Annotated in this window: 18 protein-coding genes and 1 riboswitch; of the genes, 13 read left to right on the forward strand and 5 right to left on the reverse strand. The window is 37.6% G+C overall.

The annotated features are described in order from the left end of the window. Nucleotides 1-60: 60 nt before the first annotated feature. Complete coding sequence (locus UP17_RS10005) at nt 61-975, reverse strand: LysR family transcriptional regulator (RefSeq protein WP_061462877.1); 915 nt, start codon at nt 973-975, stop codon at nt 61-63. 453 nt (nt 976-1,428) lie between these two features. Between UP17_RS10005 and UP17_RS10010 the strand changes: the two genes are divergently transcribed. The 4 genes from UP17_RS10010 to ggt all read left to right on the forward strand — a co-directional run bounded on the left by UP17_RS10010 (nt 1,429) and on the right by ggt (nt 7,297). Then, nucleotides 1,429-2,403: a TAXI family TRAP transporter solute-binding subunit gene (locus tag UP17_RS10010; protein ID WP_061462878.1), complete on the forward strand. Its 975-nt coding sequence runs from the start codon at nt 1,429-1,431 to the stop codon at nt 2,401-2,403. 84 nt (nt 2,404-2,487) lie between these two features. Further along, a complete protein-coding gene (locus UP17_RS10015) occupies nt 2,488-2,994 on the forward strand; it encodes a DUF1850 domain-containing protein (RefSeq protein WP_061462879.1) in 507 nt (168 codons plus the stop codon). After that, complete coding sequence (locus tag UP17_RS10020) at nt 2,987-4,981, forward strand: TRAP transporter permease (RefSeq protein ID WP_061462880.1); 1,995 nt, start codon at nt 2,987-2,989, stop codon at nt 4,979-4,981. Before UP17_RS10015 ends, UP17_RS10020 begins: the two co-directional genes overlap by 8 nt. A 240-nt stretch (nt 4,982-5,221) precedes the next feature. Next, a complete protein-coding gene (ggt, locus tag UP17_RS10025; protein ID WP_061462881.1) occupies nt 5,222-7,297 on the forward strand; it encodes a gamma-glutamyltransferase in 2,076 nt (691 codons plus the stop codon). Between the two features lie 164 nt (nt 7,298-7,461). Here the strand turns inward: ggt and UP17_RS10030 are convergent, their stop codons facing one another. After that, entirely contained in the window at nt 7,462-8,361 is a 900-nt protein-coding gene (locus UP17_RS10030; protein ID WP_061462882.1) for a LysR family transcriptional regulator, read from the reverse strand. Between the two features lie 123 nt (nt 8,362-8,484). Here UP17_RS10030 and hutG point away from each other — a divergent pair, with 123 nt between their 5' ends. The 9 genes from hutG (at nt 8,485) to UP17_RS10070 (ending at nt 18,587) form a co-directional block, all read left to right on the forward strand. Next, nucleotides 8,485-9,441 carry a formimidoylglutamase gene (gene hutG / locus UP17_RS10035; RefSeq protein WP_061462883.1) on the forward strand — a complete coding sequence of 319 codons (957 nt, stop codon included), beginning with the start codon at nt 8,485-8,487 and terminating at the stop codon, nt 9,439-9,441. Between the two features lie 29 nt (nt 9,442-9,470). Beyond that, entirely contained in the window at nt 9,471-10,676 is a 1,206-nt protein-coding gene (gene gltS / locus UP17_RS10040) for a sodium/glutamate symporter (protein WP_061462884.1), read from the forward strand. Between the two features lie 280 nt (nt 10,677-10,956). Further along, complete coding sequence (locus UP17_RS27490; protein ID WP_155727292.1) at nt 10,957-11,112, forward strand: hypothetical protein; 156 nt, start codon at nt 10,957-10,959, stop codon at nt 11,110-11,112. A gap of 60 nt (nt 11,113-11,172) precedes the next feature. Next, on the forward strand, nt 11,173-11,844 hold the full coding sequence (locus UP17_RS10045; protein WP_061462885.1) for an SOS response-associated peptidase: 672 nt from the start codon (nt 11,173-11,175) through the stop codon (nt 11,842-11,844). 323 nt (nt 11,845-12,167) lie between these two features. Next, nucleotides 12,168-12,275, forward strand: a riboswitch (SAM riboswitch). Nucleotides 12,276-12,467: 192 nt separating this feature from the next. Beyond that, the gene (locus UP17_RS10050; RefSeq protein ID WP_061462886.1) at nt 12,468-13,784 is read left to right on the forward strand and encodes a Na+/H+ antiporter NhaC family protein; all 1,317 of its coding nucleotides are present in this window, start codon (nt 12,468-12,470) and stop codon (nt 13,782-13,784) included. Between the two features lie 629 nt (nt 13,785-14,413). Beyond that, nucleotides 14,414-15,286, forward strand: coding sequence for a Cof-type HAD-IIB family hydrolase (locus tag UP17_RS10055; RefSeq protein ID WP_061462887.1), 873 nt, complete (start codon nt 14,414-14,416; stop codon nt 15,284-15,286). Between the two features lie 96 nt (nt 15,287-15,382). Then, the gene (locus UP17_RS10060; protein WP_061462888.1) at nt 15,383-16,669 is read left to right on the forward strand and encodes an MFS transporter; all 1,287 of its coding nucleotides are present in this window, start codon (nt 15,383-15,385) and stop codon (nt 16,667-16,669) included. A gap of 551 nt (nt 16,670-17,220) precedes the next feature. Next, nucleotides 17,221-17,487 (forward strand): RidA family protein, encoded by a 267-nt coding sequence (locus UP17_RS10065; protein WP_061462889.1) that lies wholly within the window; start codon nt 17,221-17,223, stop codon nt 17,485-17,487. Nucleotides 17,488-17,636: 149 nt separating this feature from the next. Further along, entirely contained in the window at nt 17,637-18,587 is a 951-nt protein-coding gene (locus tag UP17_RS10070; protein ID WP_061462890.1) for a sugar phosphate isomerase/epimerase family protein, read from the forward strand. A 458-nt stretch (nt 18,588-19,045) separates the two neighbouring features. Here the strand turns inward: UP17_RS10070 and UP17_RS10075 are convergent, their stop codons facing one another. The 3 genes from UP17_RS10075 to UP17_RS10085 form a co-directional block, all read right to left on the reverse strand. Further along, nucleotides 19,046-19,672 (reverse strand): FMN-dependent NADH-azoreductase, encoded by a 627-nt coding sequence (locus tag UP17_RS10075; protein WP_061462891.1) that lies wholly within the window; start codon nt 19,670-19,672, stop codon nt 19,046-19,048. Between the two features lie 71 nt (nt 19,673-19,743). Next, complete coding sequence (locus tag UP17_RS10080) at nt 19,744-20,328, reverse strand: DUF3238 domain-containing protein (protein WP_061462892.1); 585 nt, start codon at nt 20,326-20,328, stop codon at nt 19,744-19,746. A 147-nt stretch (nt 20,329-20,475) separates the two neighbouring features. After that, on the reverse strand, nt 20,476-21,057 hold the full coding sequence (locus tag UP17_RS10085; protein ID WP_061462893.1) for a DUF3238 domain-containing protein: 582 nt from the start codon (nt 21,055-21,057) through the stop codon (nt 20,476-20,478). Nucleotides 21,058-21,121 lie beyond the last annotated feature (64 nt).

Here is a 21,121-nt window from a genome sequence, read left to right on the forward strand (position 1 = left end):
ATTAATACTAAATGGTTTTTCTCACTCCGAGTTGTTTCGCAGCTTTTTAAGCCAAGAATCTCATATATCGTAAAAAGTCTGATCATTCTTTAACGTTTTTAAAATATGCTTAGTCAGCATTGACGCATCATCCGTGTTTTTCCAAACTGCAGATATGGAACTGGATAATTCAGAGTTATCGATGTTCAATGCTTTAACTTTGCTTTTTCCCAACAAACTCACCATATCTTTCGGCATGAGAGCAACACCTAAGTTATTGGATATAAGGTTGGCAATCGTTAATAATTCGGATCCTTTACATAATTCTTTAGGTGAAAATCCAGCAGTCAGACAAGCCTTTTCCAAAAGGAATTGAAGGGAGTGTGCTTGGACGGCATCATAATGGATAAAAGATTCGTCCCTTGCTTCGTATAAGTGTATAGCATCCTTTTGGGCTAGTGGATGATCAATGGAAACGACTAATTGTAAAGGGAACCTTTTGAATTCAATCATGCTTAATCCTTCATTTGCGATGATGTTATTGTGTATGGGCGTTCGGATGAAACCGATGTGATAATTTTGTTGGTTTACGAGCTTCACTGCTCTTGAGGATGTTGTTTCATGCAGGTAAAAATCTGTTTCCGGGTATTCCCCCACTATCTTTTTCAATAACTTCGGGATATATATGCTAGCTGCAGAGGGGACAGTAGCAATCTTCATTTTGGGCTTGGGGATGGTTTTATTTTCAACTATGTAATTCACTGTTTTCTCAATATCTTCAAAGGAAGGGGCAAGTTTTTTATAGATGTACTCTCCTTCTTCCGTCAATGTAATTTTTCTTGTCGTTCGATTTAATAGTTTAAGGCCTAATTGTTTTTCGAGGGATAAAATCTGTTGGCTAAGTCCTGGCTGGGATATATGCAGGGTTTTGGAAGCCTCACTGAAACTAAGATGGTTAGAAACCTCTATGAAATAGCGGAGGGATAGGAAATTCAAACAATCACCCACTTTAGTCAGATTTGAAAATACACACTAAAAATAGCTAGTAAAAGGAAGGGCGGACCTCAAATATACCCTCTCAAATAATATTTGTATATAACGATTAAAGGCTAGAAATATGTTAAAAGTTTGTATTTTTATAATAAAGACTTATAAGTTTATAACAATAATATATTTCTAAAACGGAAGAGTCAATATTATCCTTAAATTAAGGATAAAAATGTAATAAAGAGGATAATGAACTCATTAAATAACAGAATTTTCCGAATTTTAGCAGGTGTTTTTACAAATCTCTGCTTGTTTACTTGAGATAAATAAAACTTTTTAATCGATAGTGGGACTTTTAGTTATTGTGTCTAATTTTGCAAAAAAAAGGAAAAGTGGGGTGGTCGGTAGAATAATAATAGTATCATCTCTTGCAGATGATGAAAAACAATGGGGGGGAGTTTTATGAAAAAGTTTAATAAGTACTTTTTATTAGTTATGATTCTGACAGTGACCGGTATTATCACGGCCTGCGGAGACAGTAAGGAAGAAGTATCCGGCAGCGGAAACCAAAACCTGAGTTTGTTGACTGGTGGAACGGGAGGTACATACTATCCACTTGGGGGACAAATTGGAAAAATCATTTCTGATAAAACAAAAGCGAAAATAACACCTCAGACATCTGGTGCCTCGGCTGAAAACATGGAAACTTTAAGAGCTGGAGAAGCTGAAATCGCTTTTTCGCAAACGGATATCGCCGCATATGCACTTGAAGGAAAAGAAATGTTCGATGGCAAGCCTATAGACAATATACAAGCGATCAGCTCTTTATATCCTGAAACGGTTCAAATTGTAACGACGGCAAAGAGTGGAATTAAATCAGTCGAGGATTTGAAAGGTAAAAAGGTATCAGTAGGTGCACCGGGTTCTGGTGCTTACATCAATGCAATGCAAATCCTGGAGATCCATGGGTTGACTGAGAAAGATATTAAAGGACAAAATCTTTCTTTCGATGAGTCGACGGAAGGAATCCAAGCTGGAAGTATTGACGCAGCTTTCATTACGGCCGGTACACCAACTGGTGCGGTTGATGCGCTATCCGTACAAAATGATATTATTATCCTGCCTATTGCAGAGGACAAGATTCAAGAGTTGGTTAAAAAATACCCATACTATGCAGAAGACACAATTCCAAGCGGTACGTATAAAATCAAATCCGATGTTAAAACAGTTGCTGTTAAAGCAATGTTAGTGGTTACAAAGGATCTTGATGAAGATTTAGTGTATGAAATGACAAAAGCGGTATATGACAACACGGATAAAATCACACATGCCAAGGGCAAGTTCATTACAGCAGAGACTGCACTTGAAGGATTAGGGGATATGGAAATTCACCCTGGCGCTGCAAAATACTTTAAAGAAAAAGGTGTTTCCAAGTAATGAAATTTGGTCGGTAGCTCGCAATATGTGGCCTATCGGCCTCGTTTTTTCTGAATGGGATTTCAGATTTTGAAAGGGGTACCTATGAAATTCAAGATATTCATGGCTTTTGGTACACCTCTGATCATCGCTTTTCTATTATTTTTTCCGTATAAGCATGTAATTGCATTTTCCTACCAGGACCAAGGGGAATTAGTCGCGTACTTGCCATTGAAAAGAGAAAAAAACTTCCAGATTAAGTATACACACTCCATCCACCTCTCGGAGGTACTGGAATCATATCGTTTATCCGATAAGCAAATCGAACAAACCGAACTTGCTTATAGTGATTTTGCGGTCGGTATGCCTTCTAATGCAGAGGGGGAGGAAGTATTCGAAGAGAAAGACGGTATCTACTTCATAAAAAATATGAATCGCAATTTCGCTTATATAGATTTACGTGTAGGGCAAGTTAGAGCTAACCATCGATTAGTTTATGATAAAAAAACATATACATTGGCAGACTTTATTAAGCCAGGAACATGGGTCAGGATTTCATCGGAAAGAATTTCAATATGGGAACAGTTGAAAGGAGTGAAGATTCATGGCTGATAAGGAAAAAATGCAGTATTTAACCGAAGCGGAACAACAGGAATTATTGGAAAAGTACGATCCTGAAGCAGGGACAAGGAAATTAACCGGCGTTTTGGGACACATTGTATTTTTTGGACTCTTAGCTTTTTCGTTATTCCAATTATATACTGCTATTTTTGGTGTTTTTACAGCACAAATCCAACGGACGATACATTTAGGGTTTGCACTTTCCTTGATTTTTTTACTTTTTCCTGCAAACCGGAAGAAGCGTCAGAAAGGAAAATTTCAAGTTGCTTGGTACGATATCATTTTAGCGATCCTTAGTATAGGCGTAGGTGCATATTGGCCATTATTTTTCGAGGATATCGTCATGAATGTAGGACGCTTAGGCGCTGTGGATTTTGTGGTTGGTTTAATGGCCATTCTGCTAGTTTTAGAGGCAACTAGACGAGCAGTAGGGCTTCCTATTATGGTCATTGCTTTATTATTCGTTTTCTATGGGATTTTTGGTCAGTATATGCCAGGATTCCTCTCTCATCGCGGTTTAACGCTGGAACGTTTGGTGCAAACGATGTTCTTCTCGACAGAGGGCATTTTAGGTACACCGTTAGCTGTTTCATCGACATTCATCTTCCTGTTTTTATTATTTGGTTCCTTTCTTGTCCGTACGGGTGTCGGGCAATACTTCAATGATCTTGCAACGTCTATTGCCGGTAGAAGGATAGGGGGACCTGCGAAAGTTGCGATTTTTTCCAGTGCTCTGCAAGGAACGATCAGCGGAAGCTCTGTGGCTAATGTTGTCACTTCAGGATCCTTTACAATACCGATGATGAAAAATCTTGGATACAAGAAGGAATTCGCAGGGGCAGTGGAAGCAGCCGCGTCTACTGGCGGTCAATTAATGCCTCCGATCATGGGGGCGGCGGCATTTTTAATGGTTGAATTCATTGGGAATGGGATTACGTATTGGGATATAGCAAAGGCGGCTACGATTCCAGCTATCCTTTACTTTTCAGGAATTTGGATCATGACCCATTTTGAAGCGAAACGACTTGGATTACGTGGACTAACGAAAGAAGAAATGCCAAATAAAAAGGAAGTGATCAGTAAACTTTATTTGTTAATTCCGATCATCGCCATTATCTTCCTGCTCATGCTGAATATAACGGTTACACATGCAGCCTTGTATTCCATTCTTATCTCAGTTCTTGTAGGATTCATAAACAAGGATGTCCGCATGAAATTCATCGATATCATTTATGCATTAGTGGATGGAGCCCGGACTGCACTTGCGGTTGCTGCTGCAACCGCAGCAGCCGGCATTATTGTAGGAATAGTTACGAAAACAGGGCTTGGGCTGAAATTGGCAAATGGATTAATCGATTTCTCTGGTGGATATTTAATTCCAACACTGATGCTAACGATGGTAGCGGCAATTATTTTAGGAATGGGATCACCTACAACTGCCAACTATGTGATCACCTCGACGATTGCAGCACCTGCGATCATTTTGCTTGGCGTCCCTGATTTATCTGCACATCTATTTGTCTTCTATTTTGGCATTATAGCAGATATAACTCCTCCAGTTGCATTAGCGGCATTTGCAGCGGCAGGGGTAGCGGGCAGTGAACCGATAAAAACGGGGATACAGTCATCAAAACTGGCTATTGCTGCATTTATCATTCCGTATATTTTTGTTCTCTCTCCACAATTACTAATGATCGATACAACTTGGCTGGAGGTCGCCTGGGTCGTTCTTACAGCGCTGTCAGGCATGATTGCAATTGGTGCTGGAGTTATAGGTTACTGGATGAGGGGAATGCACTGGATAGAAAGAATCCTCGCTATAATCGTTGGTTTACTATTAATCTATCCTGAAACGATATCGGACATCGTTGGGTTAACTACATTTATCGTATTGCTGGCTTTACAATATCTTGGAAAGAGCGACAAATACGACAGCCCCAATATCTTGGAACATAAGCAAAGTATAGAGAAAAGTTGAGGCTTCAATTTTCAATCCGGATGTAAAGGTTAGTGAAGAGTCATGGTGAAAATTCAGGGGGGGTGATTTTTTGAATTGAATCATCATTGAGAGAACTTACCTAACAGCCAAAGGGAATGTGCATACTGCTTCAATTTAGAGATTAACCAGTATATTCCCGACTTGCAGATCGAGGGTCATCCGTATATCCACTTGCCGTATGGTGAAATCCCAATTTTGTTTTTGAAAGGAGACTAATTCATGAAATTTTTAAAAAGTTTTATTTTAGTTACTTTCAGTTTCTTTTGTATGATCACACCAGCTTTTGCAAGTGTCCCCGGAGTGGATAAGTCAATGGGAAAGGGTTTTACAAATGGAATCGTATCAGTTTCTCATCCGTTAGCAGCTGAAGCGGGTATAAAGATACTAAAACAAGGTGGAAATGCAGTCGATGCAGCAGTTGCCATTCAATTATCGTTAAATGTAGTTGAGCCAATGATGTCTGGAATCGGCGGCGGTGGTTTTATGATGATCTACAATAAAAAGGAAAATAAAATAACGATGATCGATAGTCGCGAAATGGCACCACAAAATGTTACGCCTGAACTTTTTTTAGATTCAAAGGGAAAACCTATACCTTTTAGTAAACGGCACATATCTGGGAAAGCGGTTGCAGTTCCCGGAACACTTTTAGGGGTAGAAACTGCTCTTGAGAAATATGGAACATTGAAATTATCTCAAGTTATCGACCAGTCTATTTTACAAGCTGAAAAAGGGGTAAAAGTCAATTGGGCGACAGCTCAATATATCGACGAAAATGTAAAAAAACTTGAAAATAACCAAGCGGCTGCAAAAGTTTTTGTGCCAAATGGAAAACCATTGGTAGAGGGAGATACCCTCGTTCAGCCAGATCTGGCAAAGACTCTTAAGTTAATAAAAGAACAAGGTTCTAACGTTTTTTATAAAGGTGAAATCGGAGAAGCACTTACCAAAGAAGTTCAAAAACGTGAAGGAACGATGACAAAAGAGGATTTGGAAAACTATGTGGTGAAAGAGAGAGAACCAATTAGATCGGAATATAGGGGCTTTGAATTGGTGGGTGCAGCTTCACCAAGTTCAGGCAGTTTGACGATCCAACAAATCCTGAAGCTTATGGAAGGATACGATGTACAAAAGATGGGGGCTAACTCCCCTGAGTATCTTCATTATCTAACGGAAGCCATGCATCTCGCATATGCCGATCGAGCTGCCTATATGGCAGATGAAGATTTTTATGATGTACCTACTAAAGGACTATTGGATGAAGATTATATAAAAGAAAGAAGAAAACTCATTAATCCAAATAGATCAACAGTTGATGTCAAAGCAGGCGATCCATGGAAGTATGAGGGCAAAGAACCGACTTCAATGAAGAACGTTAAGGAAGAGCAGACCCCGATTGGACAAACGACTCACTTTTCTGTAATGGATAAGTGGGGAAATATGGTTGCTTATACGACTACAATCGAGCAAGTATTCGGATCGGGTATCATGGTACCTGATTATGGATTCATGCTTAATAATGAAATGACGGATTTTGATGCCACACCGGGGGGCGTTAACCAGGTGGAACCAAGAAAAAGACCAAGAAGCAGTATGTCCCCGACCTTTGTATTAAAAGATGGCAATCCCTTCATGGCCATTGGTTCACCAGGCGGAGCGACGATAATAGCATCGGTATCTGAAACGATTATGAATGTGCTTGATCATCATATGCGAATTCAAGATGCCATACTAGCTCCACGTATTTATTCTGCTGGTTATCCTACAGTTAGATGGGAACCGGGAATTGAACAAAATACAAGGCTGGAGTTAATGGCAAAAGGCCATGTTTATGAAGAAAAACCCCAACATATCGGTAATGTGCAAGCTGTCATTTTTGATTATGAAACAGGGAAAATGTATGGAGGAGCCGACAATACGAGAGAAGGAACTGTTCAAGGAGTGTATGATGTTTCCTATAAAGCTAAAAAGCCAAAAGAAATAAAAGAAGAAAAGAAAGGACCGTTTACCTTAAAGGTGAATGGAGCCGTTTATCCCTATACTGCTGAACAAATGAAACTGATAGATGAAAAACCCTATATCCAATCAGACAAATTGCTACTTGGATTGGGTGTAATTGGAGCAGGTGACTTAGGAACATATGAACCAGATAAAAAATCGTATTTACCGGTGTTAAAAGTAGCGAAATCGTTAGGATATAAAACAAAATGGAACGAAACAGACAAAGAGGCACTATTGGAAAAAGATCCAGCGGATTTTGAAGATCCCGACGATGATGGTAGCGTCACGAATTGATTTCATCCTGACTAATATAACCAGTCCAGACAGGGATTCCTTTAAAAAGATGTAAGAAGGAAATTGGAAGTGAAACGGTCCAGACTAATGATATTCCCCTTGTGCATTGTGCAGAAAGGGGAATATTTTTTGTGCATTTTTTCAGTGAAGATTTGCTTTTTTAGTTAGTCGATTCTATCACTCTCATTAAAAAAGCGATGTATCTCCTCAACTAATTTACATACCGCAGGTGACAGATATCGATCTTTCAAGTAGGCCAGGTATACAGTCCTTTCCAAAAAATTAGATTCTATTGCACGGATTGAAGTATCGGTTGTTGTAACGGATTTTACATAGCTTTCCGGTAAAATTGTAACACCAAGTCCTTCTTCCACCAAACTGCAAGCTGTTTCAAGTCTTTCTATTTCGTAAATAATATTGGGAAGTGCCTTTTCATGCTTGAATGCTTTTAAGATATCATCTCTTGTTTGAAATCCAGTTGTACTGATGATCAATTCTTTCTTTGCAAGGTCTTGGAAAGTGATAGACTCTTTTTCGTTTAATTCGTCATCTTTATGGACCAAAAGCACGAATTTTTCATTGTATAGGGGTGCAGATATGATTTTCTCATGGTTAATTGGCTGGTTCGTGATGGTGAAATGAACATTAAACCGATTTAACGATTCGATAACCTTTTCTTCCCCCAATATTTCCCTGACTTTGAAATGAATATTAGGATAATTGATTTTAAAATTCCTGATTATCTTCGGGAACCAGATTTTGAATGATTCAATGGAACCTATAGATATTGTTCCACTTCCAACATGCTTCATCTCCTCAAGTTCCACTTGAAAATTATTGAATCTTCTTAACAAATCCACAGATCTCGTATAAAAAATCCCCCCTGCTTCCGTAAGCTCAAGTCCCCTTGTATTACGTTCCAAAAGCTGAAAACTAACTTCTTTTTCTAATTTCATTATGGCATTACTTAAGGAAGGTTGAGATATATGCAGTATTTTAGCAGCTTTAGAGTAATTCTTTTCCTGGACAACGGTAGTGAAATAACGTAGTTGGCGAAGATCCATATATTCTCCTTTCTATAGTTTAAAACTATAGATATATTAAAATTTTGTATTGGTAATTATATATTATCTCAATTATAATTTTAAAAAAAGATATTTCAGAATTTTTTTAATAAAGGAGAAATTATGTATAATAAACCGATTTTAGATTATTGGAATGGAAGGATTGATTCCCATTCTGAAATGGACAGCTTCAGGTACCACCAAAGAGTGCGTTTGTCACCGATTTCGGAATTAAACACCTCTCCCAAAGCATCCAGAACCTTTGGAATGATTGGCTTCAAATGTGATGAAGGCGTCAAAAGGAATAAAGGCAGGATTGGTGCTGCAGAGGGTCCTGATCATATAAGGCAGTCCTTGGCGAAATTACCATGTCATTTATCCTCCCAATCCGAACTGGTGGATGCTGGAAATGTAATCTGTGAAGGTTCAGAGATGGAGGATGCCCAAGCTCAACTGGGATCAGCTGTTGCCCAGATATTGGAGAGTAAAGCGATTCCTATCATACTTGGCGGAGGACATGAAACCCTTTATGGTCATTATCTTGGGATAAGGAAATACGTTGGACCAAAGGCTAGATTGGGGATTATTAATATTGATGCTCACTTTGATATGAGGCCTTATGAAAAAGAAAGTTCATCAGGAACGATGTTTAAACAGATTTTGGACGAAGATCAAAGTTGTGGATATTTATGTGTCGGAATTCAGAAACAGGGAAATACGAAGGCCCTGTTTAAAACTGCTGAGAGGAGTAAGGTCGACTACATATTGGAAGAAGATTTGTCATTGAACGAAATGAATGAAACCAAGCAGCGGATAAATGAATTCGTTAAAAAAAATGACTTCATCATTCTTACATTATGTACTGACGTTATTGATTCAGCCTACGCACCAGGGGTAAGTGCACCCTCTCCATTTGGACTGAATCCGAAATTGGTCCGTGCCATTATTAGGCATGTCGTATCAAACGAAAAGATCCTCTCCTTTGATATCGCGGAAGTGAATCCTTCGTTGGACGAAAATAATAAAACCGTTACATTGGCAGCACATTTAATAAATGAGGTATTGCTGCATTTTAAATAATAAATTATACATCTGGGGGCAGACATACGATGAATCTGGAATTAAATCAAATCACAACTTTATTTCTCGCCGTATCACTGCTTTTGGCGGGTGGACTGTTAATTGGGAAGATTCCCATCCTTAAAAGGTTTTGCATACCGGCTCCAGTAGTGGGAGGATTATTGTTCGCGATACTTGTGACAATCTTCAGACAGGCTGGATTGATCAATTTAACATTGGATACTACTTTACAAAGCCTTTTCATGCTTACTTTCTTTACAACTGTAGGGTTAGGGGCAAGCTTTAAACTTGTTAAGCTAGGTGGGAAACTGCTCGTCATTTACTGGCTGGCTTGTGGCGCCCTGGCTCTTTTTCAGAGTATGATAGGAGTTTCACTTGCAACCGTACTTGATTTAGAGCCTTTATTAGGAGTAGTAATGGGCCCCATCTCGATGGAAGGAGGCCATGGGGCAGCTACTGCATTTGGTGGGACAATTGAAGATCTTGGGGTTAGTTCCGCTTTATCCATTGGACTTGCAGCAGCAACCTTTGGCTTGGTTGCAGGCGGGTTAGCTGGTGGTCCATCCGTTAAATATTTAATCACTAAGTATAAATTACAGCCATCCGAAGCGGATATTGATGATGAAGTGGCAGCAGCCGTGGAAGCGAACGGAGATTCACCCAAAGGGATCAACGCCCAAAACTTCATGATCCAGATTCTGATCATAACATTCTGTATGGCAGCAGGTTCTTACTTAGGAGAGCTTTTCTCGAGTTCAACCGGTTTTGTTTTGCCAAGCTATGTAGGAGCAATGTTTGTAGCGGTTATCGTTAGAAATATTCTTGATGGTTTTAAAAGAGAAGCTGTGGATATGAAAAGCATCGATCTAATCGGAGACGTAACATTGGGAATTTTTCTATCTATGGCCTTAATGAGCATAAAACTATGGGAAGTGGCCGATTTGGCATTGCCGATGCTTCTAATTGTTTTCGTCCAGGTATTTTTCATAGTACTTCTTGGTACATTGGTATTATTCAGATTACTAGGTAAGAATTATGATGCAGCTGTCATGGTTGGTGGCTTTATCGGACATGGATTAGGGGCAACTCCCAACGCAATGGCAAATATGTCTGCCATTACAGGTCAATTTGGTCCTTCGAGAAGGGCATTTCTTATCGTACCGATCGTAGGGGCATTCCTCATCGACCTTTTTGCTATCCCTATTATCATTACCAGTATAAATTTGTTGAAGTGAAAAACCTTCTGACCAGACTGTCTATGATTTTATTCATGGACAGTCTTTTTTATCTATATGTTATTTTGAATGCAAATGGAAGATTACAAGCTTCCTTTACTATGAAATGAGGGTCTCGGATTGCTTCGGGTGATTAATCTTAAGGGTAATCAAGTTTAATGGAGCCACTGTATAGGCTCCTCATTAGTGGATTAACCACGACTCTGCTAAAGGTCAATAATGATACTTGTAGGTTTTTGGTTTATAATAACAACCATCTAGCCTTATGAGGGGGGATCCTATGAATGAATATAATGTAACGGTCAGGAATGGCAGTACATTAATTTTGTCGGAAATCATTAAAGCTGAAGATGAAAGAGAGGTCCTTGGAACACTTTTGATTTCCAGCGAATTATTCAATCAACCATTTACCGACATCAGGATTTTAGAACGCTGATTTGTACCTGCCCGTTCCATTTGTTACACTGTAATAAATCTTAAAACGGTAGGCGATATTATGTGCGGACGTTTCACCCTTTTCACTGACATTGAAGAAATAAAAGACCGGTTCGATATTCAAGGATCATTTGATGAAGAATACCAATTCAGTTACAATATTGCACCTTCCCACTCTGTGCTATCCGTCATTAATGACGGGACTAGGAATCGACTTGGATATCTTCGGTGGGGACTCATTCCTTTTTGGGCAAAAGATGAAAAAGTGGGCTACAAAATGATCAATGCCAGAGCGGAATCCATTGCTGAGAAGGCAAGCTTCAAGAATGCGTATAAGAAGAAACGATGCTTGATAATCGCTGATTCCTTTTATGAGTGGAAGAAGGAACCCGAGCGAAAAATACCCATGCGAATAAAGCTTAAGAATCATGCTCCATTTGGTATGGCCGGTCTCTGGGAATCCTGGAAATCTCCAGAGGGCATCAACATTTATTCGTGCTCAGTTATAACGACCGTTCCTAATGAGCTAATGACCAGCATTCATGATCGTATGCCTGTCATCCTAAAACCTGAAGATGAAAAAGATTGGTTGAATCCATCCATTAATGATCCTGCATATCTGCAGCAGTATTTAAAATCATTCGATCCTGAACAGATGGAAGCATTTGAGGTATCGACTGATGTGAACTCTACTAAAAATAATTCACCTAACCTGATACAACAAATTTGCTGAGAGGTCCTTTCTTTAGACCTCTTTTTATTTTTAGTTTCTTCCTGATAAAAGACAGGATTTGGATCATAGTATAACAAGTACATCATTATTGAAAAAACCTTATTTACTGCACCTGTAAAAGGCCCTTTATTATATTAAGGTCCACATGTGAAATTCTTTAAAACTAAACCTTGCGAAAATACATAAAATGCTGTACTCTTATATTTGCTTTTCAATATGGCTTTCGATGTCACTTTCACAAACTCAGATGGTTTCGGCGAGTTTCCAGTCTGGTACTTTTCTGGTAGATATCGTAATATTTGATAAATTATATAATTTAGATCTTCTTATCAAGAGAGACGGAGGGACTGGCCCGAAGATGTCTCGGCAGCAGACTTAATAGGAGTGCTGTGCCAAATCCAGCAGGCTAATTTTTGCCTGAAAGATAAGGGGGGCGTTTTTTATAAATTAAAAGACCTCTTCTTGTTGTTTAAAGGAAGAGGTCTTTTTTTATGCCGACAGTTTTAAAGTTGTTGATTCCATTAGTGGGCATATCAGGTTATTATTAGCGTTATTTGCAAAAACTGTTAAAAGAATAAGGGCTGTGACACATGTCATGCGAAAAATAAAAAGAGGTGTTCATCATGAGTGCAAACAATAAAGGGAATCCCTGGGCATTGATCCCATTTGTCGTTTTTTTAATTTTATTTATTGGCTCCGGAATCATCACTAAAGATTTTTATTCATTTCCGGTGATTGTAGCGATTTCTATCGCATCAGCAGCTGCATTGGCAATGAATCGGAAAGAGACTTTCAATCAAAAGGTTGAAATCTTCTGTAAAGGTGCCGGGGACTCCAATATTATGTTAATGGTTATCATTTTCCTTTTGGCTGGCGCTTTTTCCAAGGTTGCAAATGGCATGGGGGCAGTTGAATCAACAGTGAATCTTGCCTTAGCTGTTTTTCCGCAAAATCTATTAATGGTAGGGATTTTCATTATTGCTTGTTTTATTTCTTTATCTATGGGGACAAGCATGGGAACGATTGTTGCCCTAGCACCTATTGGGGTTGGAATTAGTGAGCAAACAGATATTTCGCTTGCCCTTTCAATGGCGGCCGTTATTGGTGGTGCGATGTTTGGTGATAATCTATCCTTCATTTCGGATACGACAATCGCTGCAGTTCGAACACAGGGAACGAAAATGAAGGATAAGTTTAAAGTGAATTTTTTCATCGTTTTACCTGCGGCCATCATCACATGTGCCATCCTAGGAATTTTAACGATGGGTGAACAAGCCGAAATTTCCCAACATGCTTATAATTGGGTGAAGATCCTTCCATATCTTTGTGTATTGATCACTGCATTGGCAGGAGTCAATGTGTTCCTGGTCCTTTCCATCGGAATTGTATTTGCCGGAATTATCGGCTTGGCTGATGGAAGTTATCAACCGTTGGGTGTCATTCAAAAGGTTGGGGAAGGAATGGCGGGAATGTATGAAATCTCCTTCCTTGCCATTTTAATTGCAGGTATGGTAGCTGTAATCAAACATAATGGTGGCATCGATTATTTACTCCACCTTGTGACCCGAAATAGCAAATCAAAAAAAGGAGCGGAATTCAGCATTGCCGGGCTTGTTGGTTTGACGAACCTTTCAACGGCAAATAACACGATTTCGATTATCATTGCCGGGCCACTTGCCAAAAATATTGCCGAGAAGTATGGGATTGATCCACGTAAATCGGCGAGCTTGCTTGACGTTTTTGCCTGTTGCATCCAAGGGTTGATTCCATATGGGGCACAGCTCCTTGTTGCAGCAGGGGTAGCAAAGATTTCCCCTATAAGCATCTTGCCATATTCTTATTACCCAATACTTATTGGAATTTGTGGAATTATTGCCATCTTGATTGGTTTTCCAAGGTTTCAGGCGGGAAATGATGAAGCGAAGAAACCTACTTCTTAAAATGAGAATAATTTTGAAACAACACCCTGAATCATTGGATTCAGGGTGTTGTTATGACTATTACCATAAAATTGCCGTTTGGCAACGATATGCGACCAAAAATATTTTGGTATGAAAAAAGATATTTATGAATAAGGTTATTAGTTTAAACTAATAAAAATAAGCCTGAACCATTTATTCTGGTTCAGGCTTATTTTCTTTTGTAACGAAAATTTCTTTATAAGACCGATAATTTCTTGTTTCAAGAGAGTTTTTTGCATAAGTGTTATTTAGCTAAACAGAAGCTTTGTTTAATGACGAACTGAAAAGAGTGATATGTTTGAATAAAAAACTTTTCACTTTATCTTTAATAGATTTGCCTTTACTTTCCCCTCTTTACGGTCAGTTGTTGAGGCTTTTTTCTAGTTGATAATGAAAATAAGAGCAGGTGAATTGGACAAATTAAGACCTGATTTACAAAACCTTAACATTGGATTAATGTGGGGTTTATATTGATAAATTATGATTGAACCGTAATAAACAGTAATAAACATTAAAAATCCCACATTAAGATTGGCTTTTTATTGAGAGCAGGTATAAAAGCTAGAAAGAGAATTTAATAGATAGAATGAGAAAAGGGGCTATATAGCATGAGTTTCATTGCGATAGATTTAGACGGAACATTATTAAACGACCAGAATGAAATTAGTGATGAAAATATAAAGGCGATTCAATATGCCCAAGATAGAGGCTTTGAAGTAGTTATTTCAACAGGACGAGCTTATTTTGACGTTCAAACAATTTGTGAAAAAGCCGGGATTTCCCCATTTGTAATCGGGACAAATGGCGCAACCATTCATTCCAAAAGCGGAAAGTGCATTTCTTCTATTACGATAACTAAAGATCGTGTCGAATCTATTCTCCAATGGTTAGATGAACGTAATTATTATTACGAAGTGTTTACTGATAAAGCCATTTATACTCTTAAAAAGGGAAGAGAACATTTCCATAATGAGATTAAAAGTTTGAAAAGCGCAGATTTGAATACAGATATGAAAGAATTAGTTGAAGTAGCGGAAAGGCAATTTGACCAGTTTGGATATGTTTTAGTTGAAAACTATCATGATATCTTAAAACAGGAGGAAGAATTCTATAACGTATTAGCATGTTCTCTCGATAAAAAGAAATTAGAGGAAGCATGGAACCAATTCAAACAGTTTGATGAGTTGATGGTTGTTTCATCTGCTGATCACAACATTGAAATTACTAGTAAAAGAGCTTCAAAAGGAATGGCCCTTGAAAAATTGGCTTTTTTGATGAATGGCTCCTTAGATCAGGCTATTGCAATCGGGGACAGCAACAATGATTTATCCATGTTCCAGAAAGTTGGATACAGCGTAGCGATGGGAAATGCGAAAGATGTCATAAAAGCTGTTTGTACAACGACAACCATGAAAAATGATGAGAACGGGGTAGCTTATGCGATTTATCGATATATGGAGAACTTCGAGGTTCAAAAATAAGTGTCAATGCCGAAGGAGCGAGCGATAAAATGGCATGGATATATATCATAATGGCAGGACTTTTGGAAATCGTCTGTTTATGAGGGGGGATTGTTTATGGCAGTAGCAAAGAAGCAGGTCAAAAAATGGTTTACCTTATGTATCTTAATTTTGGGAGGAGGAACAATATTTAAATTATCATCCTTAAAAGATGCTTTTTACATTCCGATGCAAAAATATTTTCATCTTTCACATACCCAAATAGGTTTGGCATTATCTGTATATGCTATTGTGCAAATGTTTGGTTATGTAGTCTCCATTTATATCACTGATAGATTTTCTAAAAGGAAGTTAATTCCGTTTGGATTGATTGGGGTAGGTGCAACTGGGATTTATTTATCTACTATACCAAGTTATTATGGAATTTTAGCTTCTTGGGGAGTAATGGCTTTATTTACAGAGATTACTTTTTGGCCAGTATTGATAAAAACCGTTAGATTGCTTGGAGACTCCGACGAACAAGGCAGGATGTTTGGATTTCTTGAAGCTGGCCGTGGTGTTGTAGATACAATCGTTGCATTCTCTGCTCTAGGTATATTTATTTGGTTAGGATCTGAGTCATTAGGTTTCAGAGCCGCAATTTTATTCTTTGCCTTGATTACAATTATTGTTGGTATTATTAGTTATTTCTTTATAGAGGACGATATTATTGAAACGTTTGATAAGGGTGGAGAAGAAATTAGTAAAAATAAAATAGTTTTGAAAGGTGCGATTCAAGCAATTAAAACTCCTAAATTGTGGTTTTCCTCATTTACAATATTTTGCGTTTATACGGTTTACGCAGGTTTAACTTACTTTATTCCGTTCTTGGAAGAAATTTATGGAATGCCGGTAGCGTTATTAGGTGCATATGGGATTATAAACCAATACGGATTAAAAATGATAGGCGGTCCCATCGGTGGATTCTTAGTTGATAAAAAATTTAAATCAGCGACAAAATACCTTAGATTTACATTTCTCTTATCCATTATTGCAATGATAATTTTTATTATGCTTCCACATGACAAAATGAATATTTATATAGGAATAATTGCGACACTTGGCTTCGGAACGATTGTATTTACTCAACGGGCTGTGTTTTTTGCCCCATTAGATGAAATTGATATTCCAAAAGAAATAAGCGGTGCTGCCGTATCAGTAGCTTGTTTAGTTGGTTATGCTCCTTCAATTTTCGCCTTTGCCATGTATGGTAATATTCTGGATCACAATCCTGGAATTACTGGATATAGATATGTATTTTTGATTATGATTGCATTTGCAGCTATAGGTTTTATTATAAGTAACTATTCAGTTAAAATTTTAAAAAAGAAAAAACAAACTAACCGATATTTGGAAGATAATTAAATGAATGTTTAATTTTTTATCAATATATAAATTGGCTTAAATTTGGGTAACAAATGAAAATTGGATTAGAAACAGAAAGCTTTCACTTGCAGTTTATTATAGGTTGAATGAATATTTTCGATTTTATCAGAAGGCTGTTTTCACATACTTTGTTGCTATTTACCAGGTAGTGAGTTGTGGTTGATTTCCCCTCCAGATGCTCGCTTTCCTTGGTGCGGGCGGTGAGCCTCCTCGGCGTAAACGCCTGTGGGGTCTCACCTGTCCCGCTGCTCCCGCAGGAGTCTCGCACTTCCGCTCCAATCAACCTTAAATAGTTTCGTTTTAAAAACAACAATCTTTACGAAAAGAGCCTATCAGAAAAAACAGCTAATCATTTAAGATGTAAAAACCGTATTTCAATCAAAAACTGATTGATCCTTTAACAACATACTATCCAAGTGATGATCTTTTAGAACAAATGTTATTGGCCCAAGATAATGAAATTAAAGAATCTGTACAAACGGTCAAAAAGTTACGAGAAAAATATTGTAGATAAAAAGGAGATTTTTATTATGAAAGAAGCAGTTTTAACAAATAATGCGCCACAACCTATTGGACCATATTCCCAAGCGGTATTATCAAAAGGGATTCTCTATATTTCGGGGCAACTCCCTTTAAATCCTAATACTAATAAATTAGCTATAGGCATTGAAGACCAAGCAAGACAATGTTTAGAAAATTTAAAGCACATTTTAATAGAAAAAGGTCTAGAAATGAATTCAGTTTTGAAAACAACTATATTTGTGACTGATTTCCAGCTAGGAGTACCATTCAGGTAGCAGAATTACCTATGAGTGCAATGATTGAAAAGAGAACTTTCGTAAGCAAAGTCGTTAAGTAGAAATTAATTCAAATAAAAATAGAAGTCGAACAAAATTTAGTTTAATTTCTTCTCTGCACAATAAATTAACATAAAGGTGGGTAAAACATGAAAATTGGATTAGAGACAGAAAGCTTTCACTTGCAGTTTATTACAGGTCGAATGGATATTTTCGGTTTTATCAGAAAAACAGCCGAATTGGGATTAGATGGAGTCATGATCAATATTGTTCCATGGCCAGGGTTGCCAGGAATTGGTACATTAGAATCATTTGAACCGGAATACTTAGACAATGTAAAAAAAGAAATTCAAAAGTATGGATTTTTCGCTGAAATCGATACAAATGGAACCGACCCGAAACATCTAACCGAGGTCATTGAGGCCGCGCATAGAATTGGAGCGGATGTCATTCGTACGTATACCTGCATGGGAGAATATGATCCAGGCAGATTGAGAAGAGCTCCTGAAGATATTAAACAAATTGTACCATTATTAAAGAAATATAGAATCAAGCTTGCTGTTGAAAATCACGAGGAAGAGTTAACGGATGAAGTGATTCAAATCATTAAGGAAGTCAACAGCCCTTGGGTTGGTGCTCATTGTGATTTCGGGAATGCAATGATGGCATGGGAGGACCCGGTTGAAGCTGTAAGAAAATTAGCACCATATGCCTTTACAACTCATTTTAAGGATCATATTATCGTCCATGATGGCGAAGATTACAGGGTATGTGGCGTACCTGCTGGGACTGGTAACATCGATTTGGAAGAATGTTTTAAAATATTGATTGAGAATTCAATGTTGACTAGAATCAACGTTGAAATGTGCTTCCCGTATGCCATCCATTTTAAGAGAGAGCCTGGTACAGGCGGAGTCTTTGCAGTAGGCGAAGGAGCATTTAAGGTGGAACAACCTCCTTATGATTTGAATGTAATTAAACCATTGGATTACTATTATCCGCCAACAGAACTTCTAGAACAAATGATTGAGGATCAAGAAAAAGGTGCAAAGCAATCGGTTAGATATGCACTTGCATTAAGGGATAAATACTGCCGCTAATAAAAAACAGGGAGAGGTTCTTTCGAGAATAATCTCCCTGTTTTTTATTTTGCAGAAGGGTGCTTGAGTTTAACAATAGGGTTGTTACACAACACTTTCTTATGGAACTAAAGGGGCTGGTTAGTTCAAGAGTGAGTTTTGATCTTTGTTCAACAATTGGGCCAGATTGTGGAAGATCATTTTAAAAGAAAATACGATATTTGTCTGTGAGATTCTGAAGAATTGTACTAAGCTAAAGGACAGAATAGTTGAAGAAAATCAAGTTTATATATATTTTGTCCATCAACGTTCCATTGTAATGTAATCCTTCTTTCTATCTTTTTATAAGATTTAAATAGAAATATTACATCAATTGGGTTCTAACTCCCCCAAAAGTAGCAAGATGAGCGAATAAAAAAACAGTACCACCGCTATAAAAGTGGTGGTACTGCTATATTGAGTGACAAGTGTTTTATTAATTAGAACGTACTTGCTACTTTAACAGCTTTTTCAAGCCCTGCAGCAATAATTTCTTCTGCTTTATCAGGGAATTGATTGTGACCCTCAATCACTACTTTCTCTATATTTTTTACACCGAAGAAGCTCATCATACTTGCTACATATTTAACAGCCATTTCTACTTCAGCTTTTGGTCCTTCAGAATATACACCGCCACTTGCGTTTAATAATGCAATTTTCTTATCTCCAATCAGACCTACTGGACCTTCTGGTGTATATTTAAATGTTTTGCCTGCGCGGTTTAAATAATCAATATATGTGTGTAGTACAGCTGGAATTGTTAAGTTCCATAATGGGAATCCAAACACAACTTTATCAGCTGCAAGGAATTGTTCTAAATATTTATCAGCAACAGTTACTGCTTTTGTTTCTTCTGCTGTTAAACCAAGTCCTCTACTAGCTTTAAATGTACCGTTAATCATATCTACTCCTACATATGGCAATTCTTCCTTGTATAAATCAAGTTCTACCACTGTATCATTTGGATGTGATTCTTTATAGCTTGCTAAAAAAGCCTCATATAATTTCACACTCACCGCTTGGTTTGCGGGGCGATTGTTTGCTTTTACAAATAAAACTGTTGTCATTCTCTTTTCCTCCTATTGGTCACTCTTTTGTTGTTATATATTTATTCACTAAAAAGGGAATCCTATTGTCTTTACAATATCTTTTTAAAACTATATTCCATGTCTCCGCCTAGAGCTTCAGCTGTATCACCAGTTTCTCTGAAGTCATGTGTATGAATCTTTTCAAACGGACCAAAGTTTACTTGCTTATAAAATTCATAACAAGGGAATCCGTCATGTGCACCTTGAATATCGATAGTACCATCTTTTTTGACATGTACAGTTAATAGATAATCAACGGGAGGTGCATATACATTTAATGGGTTGCTAGCACTAGCACTCATTTGAAATTTGACGTCATCTGACCTCCATACAACATCAGTGCACAAAATGCCTTCCGTTCTAGCTTTTCCTGTTTTTTTATTAACGGAACCATCAGGAGTTGTGATTCTTTCTGTTGTTATGCCAGTATTCGCATATGTGAAAATTTCTTTTTTGTAAAAATCTACAACTACTTCTTGTTCCACTCTAGAACGCATAGCGTTTACCGCATATGGTGTAAATTCACGTGCATCACCTTCAAATTGAATAATGTTTCCTGTTTGAGTATCCTTCTTAGGTTCAGTCCAAGACATTGGAATAAATACACTTGCTCTAACTTTAACGATATTAGTCATGAGGCACACCTCTGTAATTCCTGATTTATTTTGGGTAATAATAATATTGACCCCTTGAGCAAAACAGATCACAAGTTCCTTCGTTTGATCAATTGCTTTTCATTTAATATTTGTTGCTGCTTGTAAACTTCTACTTAGTATTTATATCTAGATTGTCGTTTTAAAACTGTATTCCATTTCCCCAGCTAGCGCTGCTGGAGTGTCACCAGTTTTTCTGAAATCATGTGTATATATTAATTCAAATGGACCAAAATCTGTTTGTTTATAAAATTCATAGCAGGGGAACCCATCATGGGAACCTTCAATATACGCAACACCATTTTTGTTAACATGTATAGTTAATAAATAATCAGCCGCAGGTGCTGCTGCATTTAAAGGATTACTTGCACTTGCCCTCATTTCAAAAGAAACTTCATCAGAGCCCCACACAACATTAGTACATACAATATTTTCTGTACTTGTTTTTCCTTTTTTATAATCAATAGAACCATTTGGATTTGTAACTTTTACAGTTACGATACAAGCATTTACATATGTGAAAATTTCTTTTTTATAAAAATCAATGATCACTTCTTGCTCTAATCTTGACCGCATAGTGTTTACAGTGTTTGGTGAAAATTCACGTGCATCACCAGTGTATTCGAATATCTTTTCTGTTGCAGGATCTTTAATAGGTTCCAACCAAGCATATGGTGCAAATACACTTCCTCTAATTTTAACGATAGCCATGAGAACCCTCCAAAATGTATTAATTTTTTTATAATCGAATTATAGTCAATTTGATTGACTACAT

The organism is Peribacillus simplex (assembly GCF_001578185.1).
Classification (GTDB): Bacteria; Bacillota; Bacilli; order Bacillales; family DSM-1321; genus Peribacillus; species Peribacillus simplex_A.